We start from the raw sequence: 19,434 nt of genomic DNA, 5'->3' as shown, positions 1-19,434 counted from the left end.
TCGGCATGGACGACCTGCGGCTCGCGCTGCTGCTGAACGCGGTCTCGCCGCAGGTCGGCGGCGTGCTGGTGCGCGGCGAGAAGGGCACCGCGAAATCGACGATGGTCCGCGCGCTGGCCGGGCTGCTGCCCGCGATCCGCGTGGTCTCCGGCTGCCGCTTCGCCTGCGACCCGGCGTCCCCGGACCCGCAGTGCCCGGACGGGCCGCATCCCGTCGAGGCTGCGGCCGTCTCGGAGCGCGCGACGTCGCTGGTCGAACTCCCGGTCGGCGTCAGCGAGGACCGGATCGTCGGCTCGCTCGACTTGGAACGCGCGCTGGCCGAGGGCGTGAAGGCGTACGAGCCGGGCCTGTTGGCAGCGGCGCACCGCGGCGTGCTCTACATCGACGAGGTCAACCTGCTCCACGACCACCTGGTCGACCTGCTGCTCGACGCGGCCGCCATGGGCCGGTCGTACGTCGAGCGCGAGGGCGTCTCGGTCCGGCACGCGGCGCGGTTCCTGCTGGTCGGCACGATGAACCCGGAGGAGGGCGAGCTGCGCCCGCAGCTGCTCGACCGCTTCGGCCTGACCGTCGAGATCGCCGCGACCCGCGAGCCGGAGCAGCGCGCCGAGGTGGTCCGCCGCCGCCTCGCCTACGACGCCGACCCGGAGGGCTTCGCCGCCCGCTGGCGGGACGAGGAGCGGGCGCTCGCCGAACGGATCACGGCCGCACAGGCGTTGCTGCCGCAGGTCGTCCTCGGCGATGCGGCGCTGCGTCAGATCACCGCCGTCTGCGCCGCGTTCGAGGTGGACGGACTGCGCGCCGACATCGTCATGGCCAGGACCGCGGTGGCGCTGGCCGCCTGGGCGGGCCGGACGCGGGTGCTGGCCGAGGACGTGCGCATCGCCGCGCAGCTGGCGCTGCCGCACCGGCGTCGGCGCAACCCGTTCGACGCGCCGGGGCTGGACGACGAGAAGCTGGACGAGACGCTCCAGCAGTTCGCCGGGCAGGAGCCGGAGACCGATCCGGACACCGATCCCGAGGACGATCCGGACGGCGACGGCCCGCACGACTCCGGCCCGGACGGTCCGGACGGTCCCGACAACGGCGGTGGCGGAGGCGGCGGTCAGGACGCGCCGAGCGAGCCCGAGTCCCCGGCCGAGGCAGCGTCGGACAGCCCGAGCGACGCCGGCAGCGCGGGCGAGCCGGGCCAGGCCCAGCCGCAGCAGTCGCCCTCCGCGCCCGCGCCGCGCGAGGCCGCGCCCGTCGCGGCCGACCAGCCGTACAAGACACGGCTGTTCAAGGTCCCCGGCACCGGCGAGGGCGTCCAGGGACGCCGCTCCCGCGCGGAGACCGACGGCGGGCACACCATCCGCGCCCAGCGCCCCACCGGCGTGCTCCAGCGGCTGCACCTGGCCGCGACCGTCCAGGCCGCCGCTCCGCACCAGCGGGCCCGCGGGCGCAGCGGGCGGGCGCTGGTGCTGCGCAAGGACGACTTCCGGCAGCAGGTGCGCGAGGGCCGCGAGGGCAACCTGGTCCTCTTCGTCGTCGACGCCTCCGGCTCGATGGCGGCCCGGCAGCGGATGTCGGCGGTCAAGGGCGCGGTGATGTCGCTGCTGATGGACGCCTACCAGCGCCGCGACAAGATCGGGATGATCTCCTTCCGGGGCTCGACCGCCGACCTGCTGCTGCCCCCGACCTCCTCGGTCGAGGCGGGTGCGGCCCGGTTGGAACAGCTCCCGACCGGCGGCCGAACGCCGCTGGCCGCCGGGTTGCTGCGCGCGCACGAGACGCTGCGCGTCGAGCGGCTGCGCGACCCGATGCGGCGTCCGCTCGTCGTCCTGGTGACGGACGGCCGGGCGACCGGCTCGCGCTCGGCGCTGGACGACGCGCGGCGCGCCGCCGGACTGCTGGCTGCGGCCGGGACGGCGAGCGTCGTGGTGGACTGCGAGAGCGGCCCGGTCCGGCTGGGCCTGGCCACGGAGTTGGCGCAGCACCTGCAGGGCCCGGCCGTGGCCCTGGACGAGCTGCGCGCGGACACGGTGACCTCGCTGGTGAAGACGATGGTCGGGACCATGCAGAACTCGAAGCGCAACTCGAAGCGGAACTCGAAGCAGACGGAGGCGGCGTAACCATGCCCCAGGGACAGCCGACCAGCATTCCCGACGACGGTCTGACGACCCGTCAGCGCCGTACCCTGCCCGTGCTGGCGGTCCACACCGGCCCCGGCAAGGGCAAGTCCACCGCTGCCTTCGGCATGGCGCTGCGCGCCTGGAACCAGGGTTGGCCGATCGGGGTGTTCCAGTTCGTCAAGTCGGCCAAGTGGAAGGTCGGCGAGGAGCACGCGCTCAAGGTCCTCGGCGCCGGCGACGAGGGCGGCACGGTCGCCTGGCACAAGATGGGCGAGGGCTGGTCCTGGGTGCAGCGCGAGATCGCCGAGAGCGAGGACGCGGCACGGGAGGGCTGGGAGCAGGTCAAGCGCGACCTGGCCGCCGAGACCTACCGCTTCTACGTGCTGGACGAGTTCACGTACCCCATGCACTGGGGTTGGATCGACGTCGACGAGGTGCTGGACGTGCTGGCCGCCCGTCCCGGCTCGCAGCACGTCGTGATCACCGGCCGCTACGCGCCGGAGAAGCTGGTCACGGCGGCGGATCTGGTGACCGAGATGACCAAGGTCAAGCACCCGATGGACGCCGGTCGCAAGGGCCAGCGGGGCATCGAGTGGTAGCGCTCCCGCGCGTCGTGCTGGCCGCGCCCGCCTCGGGCACGGGCAAGACGACCGTGGCCACCGGCCTGATGGCCGCGCTGACGGCACGCGGCCTGCGCGTCTCGCCGCACAAGGTCGGCCCCGACTACATCGACCCCGGCTACCACGCACTCGCGACCGGGCGGCCGGGCCGCAACCTGGACGCGTTCCTGAGCGGGCCTGATCGCGTGGCGCCGCTGCTGCTGCACGGCGCTTCCGGGACTTCCGGCACTTCCGGCAGCGACATCGCCGTCGTGGAAGGCGTGATGGGCCTCTTCGACGGCGCGGCCGGGCGCGGGGAGTTGGCGTCGACCGCGCACGTCGCCAAGCTGCTGCGGGCACCGGCGGTGCTGGTGGTGGACGCGTCCTCGCAGAGCCGCTCGGTGGCGGCCCTGGTGCACGGCTTCGCCTCCTGGGACCCGGAGGTGCGGATCGGCGGGGTCATCCTCAACCGCGTCGGCTCCGACCGCCACGAGGCGATGCTGCGCGAGGCGCTGGAGGAGGGCGGCGGCGTTCCGGTGCTGGGCGCGCTGCGACGCAGCGACGCGGTCGCCACACCCAGCCGGCACCTCGGCCTGATCCCGGCCGTGGAGCGGGACGCGGACGCGGTGCGCGCGGTCCGCGAGATGGGCGAGCTGGTCGCGGCGGGCGTCGACCTCGACGCGGTGCTGGCGCTCGCGAGCAGCGCTCCGGAGGTGCGGGCGTCGGCGTGGGACGCGGACGAGGAGATCGCCGCGCTCGGCCATGCGCTTCCTGCCGGGCGACGTCCGGTCGTCGCCCTCGCGGGTGGTCCGGCGTTCTCGTTCTCCTATGCCGAGAACGCGGAGTTGCTGACGGCGGCGGGCGCGGACGTGGTGACGTTCGACCCGCTGCACGACGAGAAGCTGCCCGAGGGCACGTCCGCGCTGGTCGTCGGCGGCGGCTTCCCTGAGGTCCACGCGGCGGAGCTGTCCGCCAACCAGCCGCTGCGCGAGGCGATCACGGCGCTCGCCGCCTCGGGCGCGCCGATCGCGGCGGAGTGCGCCGGCCTGCTCTACCTCTGCCGCGCACTGGACGACCGTCCGATGTGCGGGGTGATCGACGCGGAGGCGGCGATGTCGCCCCGCCTGACCCTCGGCTACCGCGAGGCCGTCGCCCTGACCGACAGCCCCCTGGCCCCGGCAGGGCTGCGCATCCCCGGCCACGAGTTCCACCGCACCGTCACCACCCCGGGCGCAGGCCCCACCGCGGCCTGGGGCTGGCGCACCCACGACGGCCGCCTGACGACCGAGGGCTTCGCCACTCCGACCCTCCACGCCTCCTACCTGCACGTGCACTGGACGGCCGCGCCGAGCCTGGCGTCCCGCCTGGTCGGCCACGCCGCGCTGTATGCGGAGGAGCGCCAGGGTTAGGCGGGAGCCGAGCGGCCCGTAGGACAGGCACCCCGACCATCCGTCGCGGGAACTGCCAGCCTGTGCATGTCAGTCAACGAACAGGGAGACCCACCGCTGGACCGGCCTGGTGCTGGGAAGTCGTTCCGGCCGGGACAGGACGTCTCCGGGGTACGGGTCGTGCTCGCGAACGATGAACCCGGCCGGGTCCTCTCCAGGCAGACGCGTGCCGCAGAGGCGCATGACACAACCTTCCGGATCAGCCCAGACGAGATCTTCCGACCGTGGGTGCAAGTCGTCAGGAGCCGACACGCGTGGGGGCCTTCCCAGCCGTCGTCATCTCCTCGTCCGTGGCGCAGAACTGGTCGAACTGCCCGGACCGCACGCCCTCGACGAAGATGGTGAACTCAACTCGCGAGAAGGCCAGCACGGGGGCGTTCTCGTCCTTGTCGTCCGAGACGCCGACCATCCGCTTGCCGTCGGCCTCGGGTAGCTCCGTGACGATGACGGAGTCCTTGACGATGGGGTCAAGGTCGGTGTCGTACGCCTTGATCCAGCACGCACCCTCCGGCGCGTTGGGGTTGTTCCACGGGATCGTGGTCCGGCTGTTGGTCAGTGTGCCCATCATGGTCGTCTCCTCCGTGTCGTCGATCGGCAACCTGAAGCGCTCGCAGTCTGCGATGAAGACCAGCCCGTGAGCTGATGTGCGGTGTCGACGTTGCTCCTCCGCCGCGCGCCTCATCCACGCGATGTCCCGCAGGACCGCCGCCGACTGGCGAGCCTGCCGCAGCCGGCTGCACTCCTCGCAACGTGCGGAGCGGCCCGGATTCCCTTCCGCTTGCAGAGCCCACACAGACACGCTCATTTGGTCACCCCAGGTGCACCGATTCGTGGTTTCGTCACGACGGTAGGGGGCTGAGACTGCGAGAATCCATGATCATTCAAGTACCTGCATAGAGGCATTCAGCGGTCACGCCGAAAGTCCTCGGACCACGCTCGAAGCAAGGTCCGCGCATCGTCCTCCTGCGCAGCCGCACCGGCGAAGAAGTCGAACAGCTCCCGGTAGTGGTCGACATCCTTCGGATCCCTCAGAGCCAGTCGGCCGGTGAACAGTTCCACGGTCACCAGCTTCGTCCCGTAGACGGTGAACGTGTGGAACGGAGCATCCGCCACCTGAGCGGACAGGGGCAGCACGGCAAGGCTCACATTGGGCAGCAGGGAGACGGAGAGCAGCCGGTCCAACTGCATCGCCATGACCAAGGGATCACACAGCCGCCAACGGACAGCAGATTCGGTCAAGAGAAAGTCGAACCGCTTCGAGCCGTTGAGGAGAACGGCCTGGCGTTGCAGCTTGAGGGCGACTGCCGCGTTCACGTCGCCGTCCACCGGATCGATCGGCGGACTCATCGCCGTACGCATGTAGTCCGGGGTCTGGAGAAGTCCCGTGATCATCGCTGGGAGGAAATAGCGGATGTGCTGTGCCCCAGCCTCGAGGGAAGCCAACTCACGCTGCCGTACGTCCAGCCCTCTGCGTACCGAGGACCGGACGTCCTCGTACTCGGCGTTCGCAACTCGGGCCAGGGCCAACAGTTCTCGGCCCAACTCGTCGTCTACGCCCAGGGCATTGAGGATCTGTTGAACGTCCACCACGGTCGGCAGAGTGCGCCCGTTCTCCAACCGGGACACCTTGGACTGACTCATGCCGCAACGGACCGCCAACCGTTCGCCAGAAAGGCCGGAGGCACGTCGAAGATCCCTGAGCGCTGCGGCCAGGTCCCGGCGTTGCTCTCCGGCCTTACTGGGGTCGAGGGTCAATCTGCGCTGTACTCCATGAGCGGAACCGACAGCGAGAGGGCAAGGTCCCGCCATTGCCGGTACTGATCAAGGTCGGGTGCGTCGAGCAGATCCCGGCTGATCTGCGATCCATCCGGCCGGTAACGCATCTCTACCACTCGCTGGTCATCGAACAACCAGAAGTCCTGATCAGGCAGGCCGGGGTTCGGCTGGTCGGTGAGATCGAGAATCCGGACGTCTTCACCGGCGGCCACGTTGTGCGCGTAGGCTGCGAACTCGTACCGGAGGTAGTCCGTCAGAGGACGAACAAGGACATGAACGCGACCGATCCATCGGCCGGACGCTTGAAAAGCCCGAACCCGTGTGAGCCACGGGTCGTCGCCAGGGATGTGCAGTTCACCGGTCTCCAAGAACGCCTTGAACTCTTCGTCTTCGTCCGGCATCGCGTATGCGTTCAGCGTCTCCAGCCGGAACGCTTCCCGCTCGAACGAGTCGAAGAACGTCCTCCAAGCGTCACCAGCCAAGTGCACGGACAGCCTCCCTGAGCACACTCTCGGGGATGCTGACGACAGCCTCACCGTCCGGGGTCCTGTGCTCCACGATGTTGCCCTGGACCGCGATCACGCCGGGCTCATCCGTCGCATAGATGGTCGGGCAGTCGTCGTTGCGGCACTCCGGGTCTCCGCCGGCGATCCTCACGAGCTGCATGGTGCCTCCTCCGTTATGCGGTGACGTGCATAGGACGCTACGGACACGCCGCCCACCCCAGCAAGGCCCAGTCACGTTCCCGCATAGACCCGCGCCACCCCGGCTCTGCGCGGAACGGGTCCCGGGACGCGGGAGAATGGACCGCATGAGCAGCAAGACCCGTAAGCCGACCCCCGTCTGCCCCTGCGGTGGGCCCCGTCCGTACGCCGAGTGCTGTGGCCCGCTCCACTCCGGGACCGCGCAGGCGGCCACGGCCGAGCAGTTGATGCGGTCGCGGTTCGCCGCCTTCGCCAAGCAGGACGCCGCGTACCTGCTGCGCAGTTGGGCGCCGGAGACGCGGCCCGGGCGGGTCGACTTCGATCCGGGGCTGCGGTGGGAGCGGCTCGAGATCCTGGGCACGACCGAGGGCGGGCCGTTCCACTCCGAGGGGACGGTGGAGTTCCGCGCCCACTACCGGGAGGGCCGCACCGCAGGATCGATGCACGAGAAGAGCCGGTTCCGGCGCGAGGGCGGTGCGTGGGTCTACGTGGACGGCGACGTGCGCGACTGAACGTCTCCTGTGCACCCGGCCAAGCGCCCCCGATCACCGGACCTGACGTGCTTTCATGGGTCACGTGGGGGGTCTTGTCGGACCGCGCCGGACGGCGATGCGGCCGCGTCCGCGCCACTGGGCCGCCGTGCTGGCCGTGGTGGTGGCGCTGGGTTGCCTGGTCGCTCTGCTGCACACAGGCACTGGCGGGGGTCAACCGGCCTGGCCGCCCGGGACCTCTGATCTGACGCCGGATTGGGGCTTCACCCATACCCAGTACAGCGCCGACGACGGCGACGCGTCCGCCGAGGCCGCCGTGCGGCGGGAGGTCGGGGCCGTGCCGCCGGCGCAGGACCAGGCGCTGATGGGCTGGGGCGCGGACAACCCCGAACCCTCCCCCGGCGTCTACGACTTCAGCCGCCTGGACGCTCGGATTGCGCTGATCACCGGCAGCGGCGGGCGGCCGGTGATCACGCTGTGCTGCGCGCCCGACTGGATGAAGGGCGGCCAAGCGGGCCGGACCGACTGGAACCAGCTGGAGACCGCCCCCTCCCCCGCCCACTTCGCCGACTTCGCCGCGCTGGCAGCGACCGTGGCCCGCCGCTATCCGCAGGTCCACGACTTCCTGGTGTGGAACGAGTTCAAAGGCTTCTTCGACAACACCACCGGCGGGTGGGACGCGGCCTCCTACACGGCGCTCTACAACGACGTCTACCGCGCGCTCAAGGCGGTCCGGCCGGACATCCTGGTCGGCGGCCCCTATCTCCCGGTCGACAGCTATCCGACCGGTACGGCCACCTACCCCTCGACGGTCTCCGGCCCGTGGGGGACGGTCGACGAGCGGGCGGTGGACGCGTTCCGGTACTGGCTCGCGCACAACGCCGGGGCGGACTTCGTCGTCGTCGACGGATCGTCCCTGCCCAAGGACGGCGGCTCGGGGGTGGACGCGTTCGCGGCGACGGCGAAGTTCAGCGCAGTCACCCGCTGGGTCCACTCGCTGACGCCGCTGCCCGTGTGGTGGTCGGAGTGGTACGTCGAACCGCCGGACTCCGGGTGGACCGAGCCGCATCGGGACGCGGTCCTCGCCGCGGGGATGATGGCGTTGGCCCAGGGCGGCGTGGCGGCTGCCTTCTACTGGAACCCGGAAACGCCCAGCGGTCCCTGTCCCGGCTGCCTCTGGGACCGGTCGGGCCAGGCGCTGCCGCCGCTGACGCTGCTCCAGGGCTTCGCCCGCTGGTTCCCGCCGAGGACGCAGGCGGTCCCACTCGCCACCGGCAACCCGGACGTGCTCGCCCTGGCCCAACCGGCCGAGGGCGTCGCGGTGAACACCGCCGACCGGCCGGTCAGCGTCGTACTGGACGGCCGGACGCGGACGTTGGGGCCCTACCAGGTCCTCTGGTTCTCCCGCTGAGACGACCTCGTGAATTAACGGACCGTCAGAAAGCGCTCGACGACGGCGGTCAGGAAGCCCGCCGCCAACAGGCCCGCGCTCAGGGCAAAGGCCCAGCGCCGGCCCCGCGTCGTCCGGATGGCCCCGGCCCGAAGCGCGATCACCTCCCGCCGGAGCAGGAACGGCACCAGCACGGCCAGCAGCACCGCCTCCGCCACCGTCCAGCCCGACCAGTGAACCACCGGGCCGACGTGGCCGATCCCGATGTCGGTGGCGGCCTTGCCCGGCGGGGGCGTGGAGAGGCGGTAGAGGGCGGCGTCCGGAGCCCGGACGACCGCGACCAGCTGCGGATCCGCGTCCAGCGCGGCGCGGGCGCGGGCGTACCAGTCGGGCGCGTAGCCGTCGTTGGCGGCGAGGTCAGCGCCCTCGGTCCGCGTCACGATGAGGTAGCTCTGCGGCCCGGCGCTGCGCAGCGCGGTCTCGAACGACCCCACGCCGGCCGGGTCCGGCGGCGCGGGCGTGCCGATGTAGACGATGGTGTCCATGCCGCGCTGGTTCCACGGGATGTCCGGGGTGGTCGTCGGAGCGCCGACGGGGCCGAGGTAGAGCACGCGCGCGCTCGGCGTGTCGTTCTGGTAGACCCAGTCGAGGGCGGCCACCTCGCCCGTCGTCACCCGCTCGAACGGCTCGTTGCCGTAGCGGGCGATGCCGAAGGCGGCCACCGCGATCGCCGCCCAGGCCGTGACCAGCACGGAGATGCTCCGTCCCGGCCGCTCGCGCGCCGGGTGCTCGCCTGGCGAGTGCTCGCGCGCCGAGTGCTCGCGCGGATAGAAGAAGCAGGCCGCGAGCGGAGCCACGCCCGGCAGCGCGAAGAGGAAGACTCGCAGCGCGATCTCACCGCCGTAGCTCTGCATGCCCAGGGTGAAGAACGGCATGAAGGCGAGCACCAGCAGCACCCGGTCACCCCGGTCGGCGCTGTCCGGGGCGTAGCCGGCGCGACGCCTGCGCCACCAGCCCAGCACCGCCAGCCCGAACCAGGCGGCGCTGAGCAGCACCCGCAGCTCCAGCACGGCCTGGTGGGCCGGATCGCCCTTGACCCGTCCGGCGACGCCGCTGCTGACGTTGGAGCCGAGGTGTCCGAGCCCGCCGAAGATGGTGCCCAGATGGCCCGACCAGAAGCCCTCCGCCGCCAGGCTGATCCACGCCAGCGCCAACGCGCCCAGCAGCACGGCGAACCAGAGGCTGAGCGTGGTCCGCCTCAGCAGCCGCAGCAGTCCGACGGCGGCGATCATCACGAACGGCGTGAGCTGGTGCGAGACCAGCGCCGCGGTGAAGAGCAGCAGCAACAGGCCCAGCAGCAGCCCGCGTTCGAGGCCCGGTCGGCCGCCGACACTCCGTCGGCCTCCCGTGCGCTCCCGGAAGACGGTCAACAGGACGGCCAGGAAGCACAGGTAGAGCGCGTAGGTGTAGGCCTGCGGCGAGAAGTAGTCCTGGCCGATCCAGGAGCCGACCGAGAAGAACCAGAGCGCGCACCACCGCGTCCGCCGCGGCAGGTCGAGAGCCCGCAGCACCACGGCGAGCGCCGCCAGGCAGAGCAGTTGCGAGCCGACCTGGCTCCACTGCAGCACCGGCAGCGGGTTGTCGATCCCGCCGGAGCGGAACAGCATCGCGGCCAGCCCGAAGAAGCCGGGCCAGCTGAACCGCGCGTCCCAGAGCGGGAGGGTGTGTCCGGTCCGCTCGATGTAGTCCACGAAGCCGAGGTGCTGCCAGGCCGTCGGGAACCGCGGCAGCGGCTCGACCAGCGCCGCCGCGCCGTGCAGCGCCAGCACCGTGGCCAGCAGCAGGAAGAGCTGGAGCCGGGGGCGGGCCACGGCGGCGTTGAGGCCGAGGAAGTACAGCACACCGAGCGCGCACGCGGAGGCCAGGGCGGCCGGGGGCAGCGCGGAGACCAGGCCCAGGCCGTCCATCCGGTCGAGCGCGGCGCCGGTGACGGTGGCCATCGACGCCAGGTAGACGCCGAGGGCCAGGGCCGACGCGGTCCAGAGCACGGCCGTGGCCGGACACGAGCGCCGCGACCCCCGGGGCTCGGGTCGCGGCGTCGCTCCGGTCGGGTCGTCCAGGACGACGGGCGGTGCGGTCACGTGGCGTCCTCCGTTGCCTCGTCCGTTGCGGGCTCCGTCGCGGCCTGCGGTACGACGTGCGGTCCAGCCTTCGGTCCTGCGTGCGGCGCTCCGACGTGCGGCGGCCGGTCGCGGAGCACGCGGAGCAGGCCGGGCAGGGCGCAGAGGGCGACGGCGCCCTGGCTGATCAGCACGGCCAGGCCGACACCCGCGATGCCCATCCGCGGCATCAGCAGCAGCGAAAGGCTGAGCACCAGGGCACAGAGCAGCCCCTGGAACAGTGCCACCTCTCGGGTGCGGCTGCGAGCCCGCAGCGTCCCGAAGTAGAGCTCGATCAGCACCCGAAGGAAGCCGGCTGCCGCCAACCAGCGCAGCAGCGGCGCGCCCGCGGCGGCGTAGCCGGGCCCGAAGACCTCGAGGATCGGGGCCGCCAGCAGCGCGAGCACGGCGAAGCAGGGCAGCGTGACGCAGGCCATCCGGGCCAGCGCGCCACGGGTGTTGGCCCCGAGCTGGGACGGCTGACGCGAGGACTCGACGGTCAGGGAGGCGGCCATGTTCACCGCGAGCAGGTCCAGCGTGCCGCCGATGGTGTTGATGATGTAGTAGACGGCGTTCTGGTCGGAGCTGACCTTGGCCGCGACCAGGACCGGGACGAAGTAGGTGACGACCAGGTTGAAGACCGAGCCGGTGTAGTCACCGGCCAGGAACCGGCCGATCTGCCGCTCCGTCGGCGGCAGCAGGTCGGGGTCGGCCGCCGCGACCTGACGTGGAATCAGACGCCGCAGGATCAACCAGCCCAGCGGCACCACGGAGAGCGCGATCGCGGCGACCCAGGAGACGAAGACGCCGGTGGCCGGGATCGCCCCGGCCAGCACGACCAGCAGTACCGCCTTGCCCACCGAGAACGACAGGTTCCCGACCGGCACCCAGACGGCGGCCCGCAGCCCGATCAACACGCCGTCCTGCAACGTCAGCCAGGACCAGGCGAGCACGGCCACCAGGAACCCGGCGGACCGCTGCCAGCCGCTGAGGAACGCGTAGTGGGAGCCCCAGAGCGGCAGCGCGGCCAGGAAGACCACCGTGATCACCGAGGAGGCCAGCACGTTGACCCCGTACGCGCGGCGCAGCAGCCGCCCGGTGGCGCGGCCGGCGACCGGGACGAAGCGGGCCAGGGCGCCGGTGAACCCGAGCGCGGTGAGGCTGGACAGGAACTTCATGGCGGCGATCGCCGCCGAGCCCTGCCCCATGTCGGCCTTGCTGTAGTAGACGGCGGCCAGCCACCAGTAGACGAGGCCCAGGCCACCGGAGATGGCGGTGTTCACCATCAGCGCGTAGCCGTTGCGGAACAGCGGTGCACGCGCGTCCGAGCGTGCCGGTGCCGTGCCCGTCCGCTGATCGGGCCGGGGCTCGGGCTGAGGCTCGGCCCGGGGCTCGGGTTCGGGCTGCGTGACCGCGTCGCGCGGGGAGGTCGCGGTCACCGCAGGCTCCGCCCCCTGCTCCGCGCGAACGTACGGGTGCGGCGGACCACGGCGTAGCCCTTGGTCAGGGCGTGGTCGCCCAGGAAGTGGCGGGTCACCGAGCACCCCTGCACCAACTGCCGGAAGGCCGTGTCGGTCGTGCCCCGACGGATCGTCAACCTCGCCAATTGATAGGGACCTTGCGAGCGACGCGCGAGCTTGTTGGCCACCACGCACGCGCCCGTCCACCCGGCGGCGCGGACGGCCGCACGGACGCCCGCGTCCGAGTAGCCGAAGGGGTAGCCGAAGACGCGCTCCGGACGGCCCAGCCTCTCCTCCAACAGGTCGCGGCAGCGGACCAGTTCGTCGCGCATGGCCCGGCGGTCGACGGCGTCGAGCGCGGCGTGGCTGTGGCTGTGGCCGCCGACCTCGACCCCGGCCGACTCGATCTCGGCCAGCTGCGACCAGGTGAGGGTGTCGTCCAGCCGCTCGCCGGCCCGGTCGCGTCCGGCGTCGGCGAGCCAGCCCGTAGTGGCGAAGAGCGTCGCCGTGAGCCCGCGGTGCACCAGCCTCGGCAGCACCTCGCTGTGGAAGTCGGCGTATCCGTCGTCGAAGGTCAGCACCACCGGCCTCTCCGGCAGCGGCGCGCCGCCGCTCCATCGGGCGAGCAGCGCGCTGAAGGGGACCGGCGTCAGGCCGAGTTCGGCGAGCGCGTCCAACTGGGCGGCGAAGGCGTCGGGGTGGACCGAGAGTGCGGCCGTCCCGGCGGGCGGGTCGGCGCGGACCGAGTGGTACATCAGCACGGGCACGCGCTCCTGCACCGGTCTGGCGGGGTCCGACAGCTCGGACCGGTTCGGGTGGTTCACGACGCGTGCCTCCTCGCGCGCAGCCCGGCGGCGTAGCCGCAGGCCGTGATCAGCAGTCCGGCGGTGATCGCACCGGCACGCCCGAGGCCGTCCGGCTGCCCGCGCAGCACGTCCCGCAGGCCCCTGGCGACGCCCGCGGGCAGCACCCGCCGCACGTACGCGCGCTCGGTCGCGAGCCCGTCGGTCGCGCCGACCTGCGCGGTGACCTGGGCCTTGGACAGGCCCTCCGCCCAGCAGCGACGGCACAGGTAGCGGAACCGCTCGCGTTCGGGCGGGACATGATGGTGGATCACAGCCCGGTCGTCGTAGCGGAAGGAGGCGTCCGGGCGGGCCTGTTGGATCCGGATGCAGAGCTCCGTCTCCTCGCCGCCGCCCGGAGCCGCGCCGGTGGTGCCTGCGCCGCGCCCGATCCCGGACGGGAACCCGCCGGTCACGGCGAAGGCCGAGCGACGGAACGAGGCGTTGCCGCCGAGGACGTTGCGCACCCGTGCCCGTCCGACCGGCATGCCGCGGTAGCTCGCGCCGTGCACCCAGTCGAACTCCTCCGGATACCAGCCGGGTCGGCGTCCCGAGGCCCAGACGGGCAGGGTACGGCCGCCGACGCCCATCACTGACGGATCGTCATATCCGCTGGTCAGCACGGACAGCCAGTCCGGCTCGGCGGTGGCGTCGTCGTCCAGGAAGGCCACCACCTCGCCGTGGGCCGCCTCGGCACCGGTGTTGCGGCCGCCGGAGAGCCCCTTGGCGTGGGCGTTGGGCAGGACCCGGACCAGCGGGTCGTCCTGGTGCCGTGCCCGCAGGCGGGCCAGCAACGCCTCGTTGTGGTCCACCACCACCAGCACGTCCACCGGTGGCGCGGGCTGCTGCGCGCACGCCGAGTCGATCGCCGCGCAGAGTTGCGGCCAGCGTTGCTCGGTGTAGACGCAGATCACCACCGAGGCGGTGACGGCGGCGCGTTCTCGGGTCGGCGCGTCAAGCGGTGGGCGTGGGTCGAGAATTCGGGCCTCGTCGGCTGCCGTCATGGTGCGGCGCTCCCCCCGGGATCGGTCGTGCGGGCCGACGGACGCGCGGTCGGGTGCGCGCTCCCCCGGCGGCCACCCAGCGCGCCGAGAGGCCATGGACGCCTCAGCGCGAGCAGGACGAGGGTCAGGGCCAGCGCGGCCAGCGCTCCCCCGGACGGCGACCAGAGCCGCAGCGTCAGCATCGCCTGGGCGATCACGGCGTCGGCGGCCAGCCCGCCGAAGACGCCGATCAGCAGGCGCAGCGGCAGCTCCTGTCCCGGCAGCGCCCAGGCCAGCGCGGAGCCGGGACCGGCCAGCAGAAGGAGCAGCGTCAACGCCGGGACGGGCTGGGCATGCTGGCCGACCGCGGAGAGCACCGTGGCCGTCGCCGCCAGCCCCAGCAGCGCCCAGGCGGCTATGGCCAGTGCGCGGGCCGCGGGCCGATTCTCCCTGTGTGTGCCGTCAGGTTGCGCGCCGTCGGGTTGCGTGTGGTTGTCCGTCACCGTTGCCACTCCTCGGCGGAGAGCACCACGGACGGGTACGGCCGCAGCGCGGGGATCGGCGGCGCGGCGTCCGAGCGCGAGGCGGACGGGTAGACCGGCAGCACCCGTTCCGTGGCGAAGCCGCAGGCCACCAGCCGGGCCGCGACCCGCCCGAGTGCCGCGCCGGTGTGCGGCGGCCCGTCGCAGAGCAGCGCGACGCCGCCGATCCGCCGCACGCTCTCCGCCAGCTGCGGTTCCTCGGGCAGCAGCGGTCCCTCGGGGCGGACGGTGCGGCAGACGACGTGCCGGAAGTCGAGGTCGGTCAACGCGGCGGCGATCAGGGGGGCCAGATAGGAGCCCTCCGGACGGACGCCGAGGACCAGCAGCACCCGGTCGCGGTCGGGGTGCTGCTGGGCGAAGCGTCCGGCCAGCGCGGCGCAGTCGGCCGGACGCAGGCCACCTCCGATCCCGGTCTCCCCCGAGGGGGCTAGCCAGCGCGGCGGTTCGGCGCGCAGACCGCGCAGCCAGCGCAGGGCGGCACTGGGTACCCCGGCGCGCAGTGGCTCAAGCGCGCCTTTGAGCCCGGCCAGCACCGCCTCCCGCTCCTGCTCCGGCTCGACCAGGACCGCCTCGGCCAGCACGTTGGCCAGGTCCCTGATGGTCACGTGCCACTGCTCCAGTCCCAGTCGTCCGCGCAGCAGCACGGCTCCCCGGGCCAGCCGCTCGTGGCCGAAGCGCACGGCGCGGACGCCCGCCCGCACCGGCAACGTGGCTCCCACAGGCACCGGCACGAGACGCGGTGCGCCCTGGAGCCGATCGGCCGTCAACTGCGCCAGCGCCGAGGCGGCGACGAAGGCCGCCTCGGCGTCGGCGCGTTCGGCGGCCTGGACGACGCCAAGCGCCAGCGCCGACGCGGTGCCGCCCGCACCGGGCCAGCGGTCACACATGGCTCGCCCCTGGCGCCACCGGAGAGGCCACCGCGGACGTCACAGCGGACGTCACCGCCGATGTCACAGCGGACGTCACAGCGGAGGACGCCGCGGAAGTCACCGCGGAGATCACCGGCGTGGCCTTGGGAGCCGGTTGCAGATCCGTTTCGGCGCGCTGCACCGCGCGGACGGCTCCGGTCCGGCCGGTGCCGGCCGTGCGCTCGCGCAGCAGCGTGCGCAGCACCCGGTGGCCGTCGCGGAACGTCCGCAGGTTGGACTGCCCGGTGCGGCGCGGGAGTTCGAGCGTCGGTACCTCGGCCACCCGCAGCCCCTCGAGCAGGGCGCGGCAGACCATCTCCGTCTCGATCTCGAAGCCGGAGGAGCGCAGGTCCAGCCGTTCCAGCGCCTCGCGCCGGAAGCCGACGAAGCCGTAGCAGAGGTCCGTCAGCGAGGCCTGGTAGAGCAGGTTGGTGAGGGCCAGCAGCGCCCGGTTGCCGCACCGGCGCAGCGCGGTGATGTCGAGCGAACCGCCGCCCCCGGTGAACCGGGAACCCTTGACCACGTCGTAGCCGTGCTCCAGGAAGTGGACGTAGCGCGGGATCTCGCGCGGCGACATGGAGCCGTCGGCGTCGATCATGACGATGAAGTCGCCCTTGGCGTTGAGGAATCCGGTACGCAGGGCGTTGCCCTTGCCCGGGCCCGACTGCGGCACCACCCGCAGCGACGGCAGGATGGCGAGCGCCCGTCCGGCGGTGTCGTCGCTGGACTCGCCGTCGACGAGGATCACCTCGTCGACGCAGTCGGGGATCCGACCGAGCACCCAGCTGATGTTGGCTGCCTCGTTCCGCGCCGGGACCACCAGGCTGACCGAGCCGCCGCTGCGGCCGGCCCCGACGCGCGCGATGTCCTGCGCGGCGTCCCTGGCGGTTTCCCTCGCGGATTCCCCGGACGGAACCGTCCGTGCTGAAGCGCGGACAGTTCCGGACGATTCGCTTGCAATGTCGATGGGTTGCACCTCGGTCCCCCCACAGGTCCCCCCTCACGACGCGGCACGGCGTCGTGACGGTGCGCGAAAAAGAAGGGCCCTTCCCCCTGGGCCCGGTGAAGCGGCTCCCCCACGCCGCTTCAAGCAAGGTATCCGGGCCGAAGGCTCCGCGACAGCGATACGCGACAATCGATACTCACCCACGCATAATTTTCGCGACCTGAGCGGAACAGAACAATGCGTCATGCATTCGATCGCTGCTCACGCGTCACATCCAGGCTCATCCGTCACAAGAAGCAGACCGCTTCGTCCCGTGCGCCGTTGTGCGCCCCCACTCGTCATCCGAAGTCCCTTGTGGACCAGTCGAGCCGCACGGTACCTTGCGATTCGGTCAGCGCCAGAAATGGCGTCGCCGCCGTATCCCGGGGGGGACTTGTGGCACATCGGCCTTTGGCGCCGGATACCCGCACGCCCGCGCTCGTGCTGAAATTCGGTCATTATCCGGTGCACCACGGTGGAGTTGGCGCGATCCGCTCGCTCGGCCGGCTCGGCGTACCGGTGCACGCGGTCACGGAGGACCGGCTCACCCCTGCCGCCGTCTCCCGGTACACGCGCCGCGCGCACGTCTGGCGCACCAGCGGGACCGAGCCGCCGGACCGGCTGCTGGCCGGCCTGCTGCGCATCGGGGAACGGATCGGGAGCCCAACACTGCTGATCCCGACGGACGAGGAGGCCGCGGTCCTGGTCGCCGAGCGGCAGCGGGAGCTCGCCGACCGGTTCCTTTTCCCGCGCACGCCGGACGGCCTGGTCGCCGCGCTGGCCAGCAAGCAGGGGCTGCACGACCTGTGCCTGCGCCACGGCATCAGCACCGCCCGCGCGGCGTTCCCGGAGACCCGGGCCGAGCTGCTCGCGTTCGCCGAGACGGCGGTCTTCCCGCTGGTGGCCAAGAACCGCGACCCGTTCACGCGGCGCTCGCGTCCGGCGGTCCCCGGCACCACGCGGATCGACGACGTGGACGCGCTGCTCGCCCTCGCCGAGCGGTGGGGGGAACACCCCGGCGTCGTGCTGCAGGAGTATCTGCCGCGGGCGGACGCGGAGGACTGGATCGTACACATGCATACCAGCGCCGCCGAGGACGCCCGTGTTCTCTTCACCGCCGTGAAAGCGCGCTCCTGGCCGCCGCACGCGGGAATGACGGCAATGGCTGTCACCACTCCCAATGAAGAACTCGCACAGTTGTCCGCGGATTTCTGCAAGGAGATCGGATTCGCGGGCGTCTGCGATCTCGACTGGCGGTTCGACCGGCGTGACGGCAGGTACAAACTCCTGGATTTCAATCCCCGTATCGGAGCGCAGTTCCGGCTTTTCGAGACGGAGGCACGGGTGGATCTCGTCCGGGCACTCCATCTCCACCTGACCGGACGGGAGATTCCCCGCGCCGAACAGATCCAGGGCCGCCGGATCGTGGTGGAGAACATCGATCCGCTGGCGCGGCTCGCCTACCGCCGCTCCGACTACCGCACCCCCTCGCTGCCGCCGCGCGCCCGGTGGACCGAGCGAGAACTGGGGTGGTGGGCGTCCGACGACCCGCTGCCCTTCCCGGCGATGCTGGCCCGTTCGGTGGCGCCCGGCCTCAAGTACCTGGCCGCCAGCCGGCCGCGGCGCTCCCGACAGCGCTGAGCCCACCTGCGCCCACCTGACCCGACCACCCGACACGACCCGACTCGGCCGTGGCGGTGCGGTTCCCGTGGCATGCCCCGAGCCGACCACGCCGAGCCGACCGCGCAGCAGCCGTCCGTCCAGAAGCGCACCGTCCAGAAGCCGTGCACCGAAAAGGAGCAGGTCCATGTCCCAGTTCTCCTCCGGTAGTTCCCGTACCGTCGCGGTGATCGGCGCAGGTCCCTACGGGCTGTCGGTCGCCGCCCACCTGCGCGCGACCGGGCTTGCGGTGCGCGCCTTCGGCGACCCGATGTACAGCTGGCGCGACACCATGCCGGTCGGGATGAACCTCAAGTCCACCCCCGACGCCTCCAACATCTCCGCGCCGACGGCCGGGTACGGTCTCGACGACTACTGCCGTGCCAACGGGGAGACAGCCCCCACCGGGCACGACCGCGTCCCGGTCGAGCTCTTCGTCCGCTACGGGCAGTGGTTCCAGCAGCAGGCCGTCCCCTTTTTGGAGTCGGAACGCGTTCTGAGTGTCCGTCAGAACCTCGGTGGCGGCTTCCGGCTGGAGCTGGAGGGAGGGGAGGCCTTCGACGCGGCGGCGGTCGTGGTCGCCAGCGGACTGACCGGCTTCGCGCACATCCCGGGCATGCTGCGCACCGTCCTGGGCGCCGACGGCCCGTCGCCGGACGGCCCCCTCTCGCACACCTCGCAGCACCGGGACATGGCCGCGCTGGCCGGACGGTCCGTGATCGTGGTCGGCGCCGGACAGTCGGCGCTTGAGGGAGCGGCCCTGCTCCACGAGGCGGGCGCACAGGTCGAGTTGGTGGCCCGCACGCCGCGGGTGCGGTTCGGCGCGGCGCCCGCGTACGGCCTGCGGTGGCAGCCGGAGTCCCCGATGGGCGCGGCCTGGTCGCTGTGGACCATGGCCCGGTATCCGCAGTCCTTCCGCACCCTGCCCGTGCAGGCGCGGCTGCAACTGGTCAAGCGGGTGCTCGGGCCGAGCGGCGCGTGGTGGCTGCGGGCGCGCGCGGACGGCGTCTTCCCCGTCCACACCGGCCAGTCGCTGCGCGGCATCCGGTGCGAGGGCGACAAGGTGGTGCTGATCACCGAGGACCACGACAGCCACGCGACCCGCGAGCACACCGCCGACCACGTGCTGTCCGCCACCGGCTACCGGGTGGACCTGTCCGCCGTCCCCTTCCTCGCCCCCGAGCTGCGCGGCCGGATCGCCCGGGTCGGCGGCTTCCCCGAACTGGACGCCGGGATGGCGGCGTCGGTGCCCGGCCTCTGGTTCACCGGGCTCCCGGCGGCGGCGAGTTTCGGTCCGTTCATGCGCTTCGTCTGCGGTACGGACTTCGCCTCGACGCGGATCGCGGAGGCGGTACGGGCACGGTTGGCGTAGTTCCG

General features: G+C 72.3%; 18 protein-coding genes. 7 read left to right on the top strand and 11 right to left on the bottom strand.

What is annotated here, in order from left to right:
• Nucleotides 1-5 precede the first annotated feature (5 nt).
• Genes I2501_RS25060 through I2501_RS25050 form a run of 3 tightly spaced genes read left to right on the top strand, consistent with a single transcriptional unit; the run spans nt 6 to nt 4,119 of the window.
• On the top strand, nt 6-2,111 hold the full coding sequence (locus I2501_RS25060; protein WP_196196599.1) for a putative cobaltochelatase: 2,106 nt from the start codon (nt 6-8) through the stop codon (nt 2,109-2,111).
• Between the two features lie 2 nt (nt 2,112-2,113).
• Complete coding sequence (gene cobO, locus I2501_RS25055; RefSeq protein ID WP_196196451.1) at nt 2,114-2,710, top strand: cob(I)yrinic acid a,c-diamide adenosyltransferase; 597 nt, start codon at nt 2,114-2,116, stop codon at nt 2,708-2,710.
• Nucleotides 2,704-4,119 carry a cobyrinate a,c-diamide synthase gene (locus I2501_RS25050; RefSeq protein ID WP_196196450.1) on the top strand — a complete coding sequence of 472 codons (1,416 nt, stop codon included), beginning with the start codon at nt 2,704-2,706 and terminating at the stop codon, nt 4,117-4,119. The genes cobO and I2501_RS25050 overlap by 7 nt, the downstream gene beginning before the upstream one ends.
• A gap of 277 nt (nt 4,120-4,396) precedes the next feature.
• Here I2501_RS25050 and I2501_RS25045 read toward each other — a convergent pair whose 3' ends face one another.
• The 4 genes from I2501_RS25045 to I2501_RS25030 form a co-directional block, all read right to left on the bottom strand.
• Nucleotides 4,397-4,726 (bottom strand): DUF397 domain-containing protein, encoded by a 330-nt coding sequence (locus I2501_RS25045; protein WP_236047154.1) that lies wholly within the window; start codon nt 4,724-4,726, stop codon nt 4,397-4,399.
• A 335-nt stretch (nt 4,727-5,061) separates the two neighbouring features.
• Nucleotides 5,062-5,913, bottom strand: a complete 852-nt coding sequence (locus I2501_RS25040; RefSeq protein ID WP_196196449.1) for a helix-turn-helix domain-containing protein — start codon at nt 5,911-5,913, stop codon at nt 5,062-5,064.
• Nucleotides 5,910-6,422 carry a DUF6879 family protein gene (locus I2501_RS25035; protein ID WP_196196448.1) on the bottom strand — a complete coding sequence of 171 codons (513 nt, stop codon included), beginning with the start codon at nt 6,420-6,422 and terminating at the stop codon, nt 5,910-5,912. The genes I2501_RS25040 and I2501_RS25035 overlap by 4 nt, the downstream gene beginning before the upstream one ends.
• Complete coding sequence (locus I2501_RS25030; RefSeq protein ID WP_196196447.1) at nt 6,406-6,600, bottom strand: hypothetical protein; 195 nt, start codon at nt 6,598-6,600, stop codon at nt 6,406-6,408. The genes I2501_RS25035 and I2501_RS25030 overlap by 17 nt, the downstream gene beginning before the upstream one ends.
• 145 nt (nt 6,601-6,745) lie before the next feature.
• Here I2501_RS25030 and I2501_RS25025 point away from each other — a divergent pair, with 145 nt between their 5' ends.
• Both I2501_RS25025 and I2501_RS25020 read left to right on the top strand, forming a co-directional pair.
• Nucleotides 6,746-7,150, top strand: coding sequence for a YchJ family protein (locus I2501_RS25025; protein WP_408022783.1), 405 nt, complete (start codon nt 6,746-6,748; stop codon nt 7,148-7,150).
• A gap of 55 nt (nt 7,151-7,205) precedes the next feature.
• Nucleotides 7,206-8,540 (top strand): glycoside hydrolase family protein, encoded by a 1,335-nt coding sequence (locus I2501_RS25020; RefSeq protein WP_408022782.1) that lies wholly within the window; start codon nt 7,206-7,208, stop codon nt 8,538-8,540.
• A 14-nt stretch (nt 8,541-8,554) separates the two neighbouring features.
• Here I2501_RS25020 and I2501_RS25015 read toward each other — a convergent pair whose 3' ends face one another.
• The 7 genes from I2501_RS25015 to I2501_RS24985 are packed head-to-tail and all read right to left on the bottom strand — an operon-like array spanning nt 8,555 to nt 16,194.
• Nucleotides 8,555-10,660, bottom strand: coding sequence for a hypothetical protein (locus tag I2501_RS25015; RefSeq protein ID WP_196196445.1), 2,106 nt, complete (start codon nt 10,658-10,660; stop codon nt 8,555-8,557).
• Complete coding sequence (locus I2501_RS40715; RefSeq protein WP_328806604.1) at nt 10,657-12,117, bottom strand: polysaccharide biosynthesis C-terminal domain-containing protein; 1,461 nt, start codon at nt 12,115-12,117, stop codon at nt 10,657-10,659. The genes I2501_RS25015 and I2501_RS40715 overlap by 4 nt, the downstream gene beginning before the upstream one ends.
• On the bottom strand, nt 12,114-12,962 hold the full coding sequence (locus I2501_RS25005; protein ID WP_328806603.1) for a polysaccharide deacetylase family protein: 849 nt from the start codon (nt 12,960-12,962) through the stop codon (nt 12,114-12,116). Before I2501_RS25005 ends, I2501_RS40715 begins: the two co-directional genes overlap by 4 nt.
• Entirely contained in the window at nt 12,959-13,984 is a 1,026-nt protein-coding gene (locus I2501_RS25000; RefSeq protein ID WP_196196444.1) for a glycosyltransferase family 2 protein, read from the bottom strand. Before I2501_RS25000 ends, I2501_RS25005 begins: the two co-directional genes overlap by 4 nt.
• A complete protein-coding gene (locus I2501_RS24995) occupies nt 13,981-14,466 on the bottom strand; it encodes a hypothetical protein (protein ID WP_196196443.1) in 486 nt (161 codons plus the stop codon). Before I2501_RS24995 ends, I2501_RS25000 begins: the two co-directional genes overlap by 4 nt.
• Nucleotides 14,463-15,392 carry a hypothetical protein gene (locus I2501_RS24990; protein ID WP_196196442.1) on the bottom strand — a complete coding sequence of 310 codons (930 nt, stop codon included), beginning with the start codon at nt 15,390-15,392 and terminating at the stop codon, nt 14,463-14,465. Before I2501_RS24990 ends, I2501_RS24995 begins: the two co-directional genes overlap by 4 nt.
• On the bottom strand, nt 15,385-16,194 hold the full coding sequence (locus tag I2501_RS24985; RefSeq protein WP_328806602.1) for a glycosyltransferase family 2 protein: 810 nt from the start codon (nt 16,192-16,194) through the stop codon (nt 15,385-15,387). Before I2501_RS24985 ends, I2501_RS24990 begins: the two co-directional genes overlap by 8 nt.
• A 615-nt stretch (nt 16,195-16,809) precedes the next feature.
• Between I2501_RS24985 and I2501_RS24980 the strand changes: the two genes are divergently transcribed.
• Complete coding sequence (locus I2501_RS24980; protein WP_196196441.1) at nt 16,810-18,039, top strand: carboxylate--amine ligase; 1,230 nt, start codon at nt 16,810-16,812, stop codon at nt 18,037-18,039.
• A 166-nt stretch (nt 18,040-18,205) separates the two neighbouring features.
• On the top strand, nt 18,206-19,429 hold the full coding sequence (locus I2501_RS24975; protein WP_196196440.1) for an FAD-dependent oxidoreductase: 1,224 nt from the start codon (nt 18,206-18,208) through the stop codon (nt 19,427-19,429).
• The last annotated feature ends 5 nt before the right edge of the window (nt 19,430-19,434 follow it).

Source organism: Streptacidiphilus fuscans (assembly GCF_015690355.1).
In the GTDB taxonomy this organism is placed as follows: domain Bacteria; phylum Actinomycetota; class Actinomycetes; order Streptomycetales; family Streptomycetaceae; genus Streptacidiphilus; species Streptacidiphilus fuscans.
This window is presented reverse-complemented; position numbering and strand designations above follow the sequence as displayed.

What these genes read in the sequence shown, in the direction of transcription:
- I2501_RS25025 (WP_408022783.1), top strand. Translation starts at nt 6,746, where the DNA reads ATGAGCAGCAAGACCCGTAAGCCGACCCCCGTCTGCCCCTGCGGTGGG.
- I2501_RS25000 (WP_196196444.1), bottom strand. Translation starts at nt 13,984, where the DNA reads ATGACGGCAGCCGACGAGGCCCGAATTCTCGACCCACGCCCACCGCTT.
- I2501_RS25045 (WP_236047154.1), bottom strand. Translation starts at nt 4,726, where the DNA reads ATGATGGGCACACTGACCAACAGCCGGACCACGATCCCGTGGAACAAC.
- I2501_RS25020 (WP_408022782.1), top strand. Translation starts at nt 7,206, where the DNA reads ATGGGTCACGTGGGGGGTCTTGTCGGACCGCGCCGGACGGCGATGCGG.
- cobO (WP_196196451.1), top strand. Translation starts at nt 2,114, where the DNA reads ATGCCCCAGGGACAGCCGACCAGCATTCCCGACGACGGTCTGACGACC.
- I2501_RS25060 (WP_196196599.1), top strand. Translation starts at nt 6, where the DNA reads ATGGACGACCTGCGGCTCGCGCTGCTGCTGAACGCGGTCTCGCCGCAG.
- I2501_RS24990 (WP_196196442.1), bottom strand. Translation starts at nt 15,392, where the DNA reads ATGTGTGACCGCTGGCCCGGTGCGGGCGGCACCGCGTCGGCGCTGGCG.
- I2501_RS24975 (WP_196196440.1), top strand. Translation starts at nt 18,206, where the DNA reads ATGTCCCAGTTCTCCTCCGGTAGTTCCCGTACCGTCGCGGTGATCGGC.
- I2501_RS25030 (WP_196196447.1), bottom strand. Translation starts at nt 6,600, where the DNA reads ATGCAGCTCGTGAGGATCGCCGGCGGAGACCCGGAGTGCCGCAACGAC.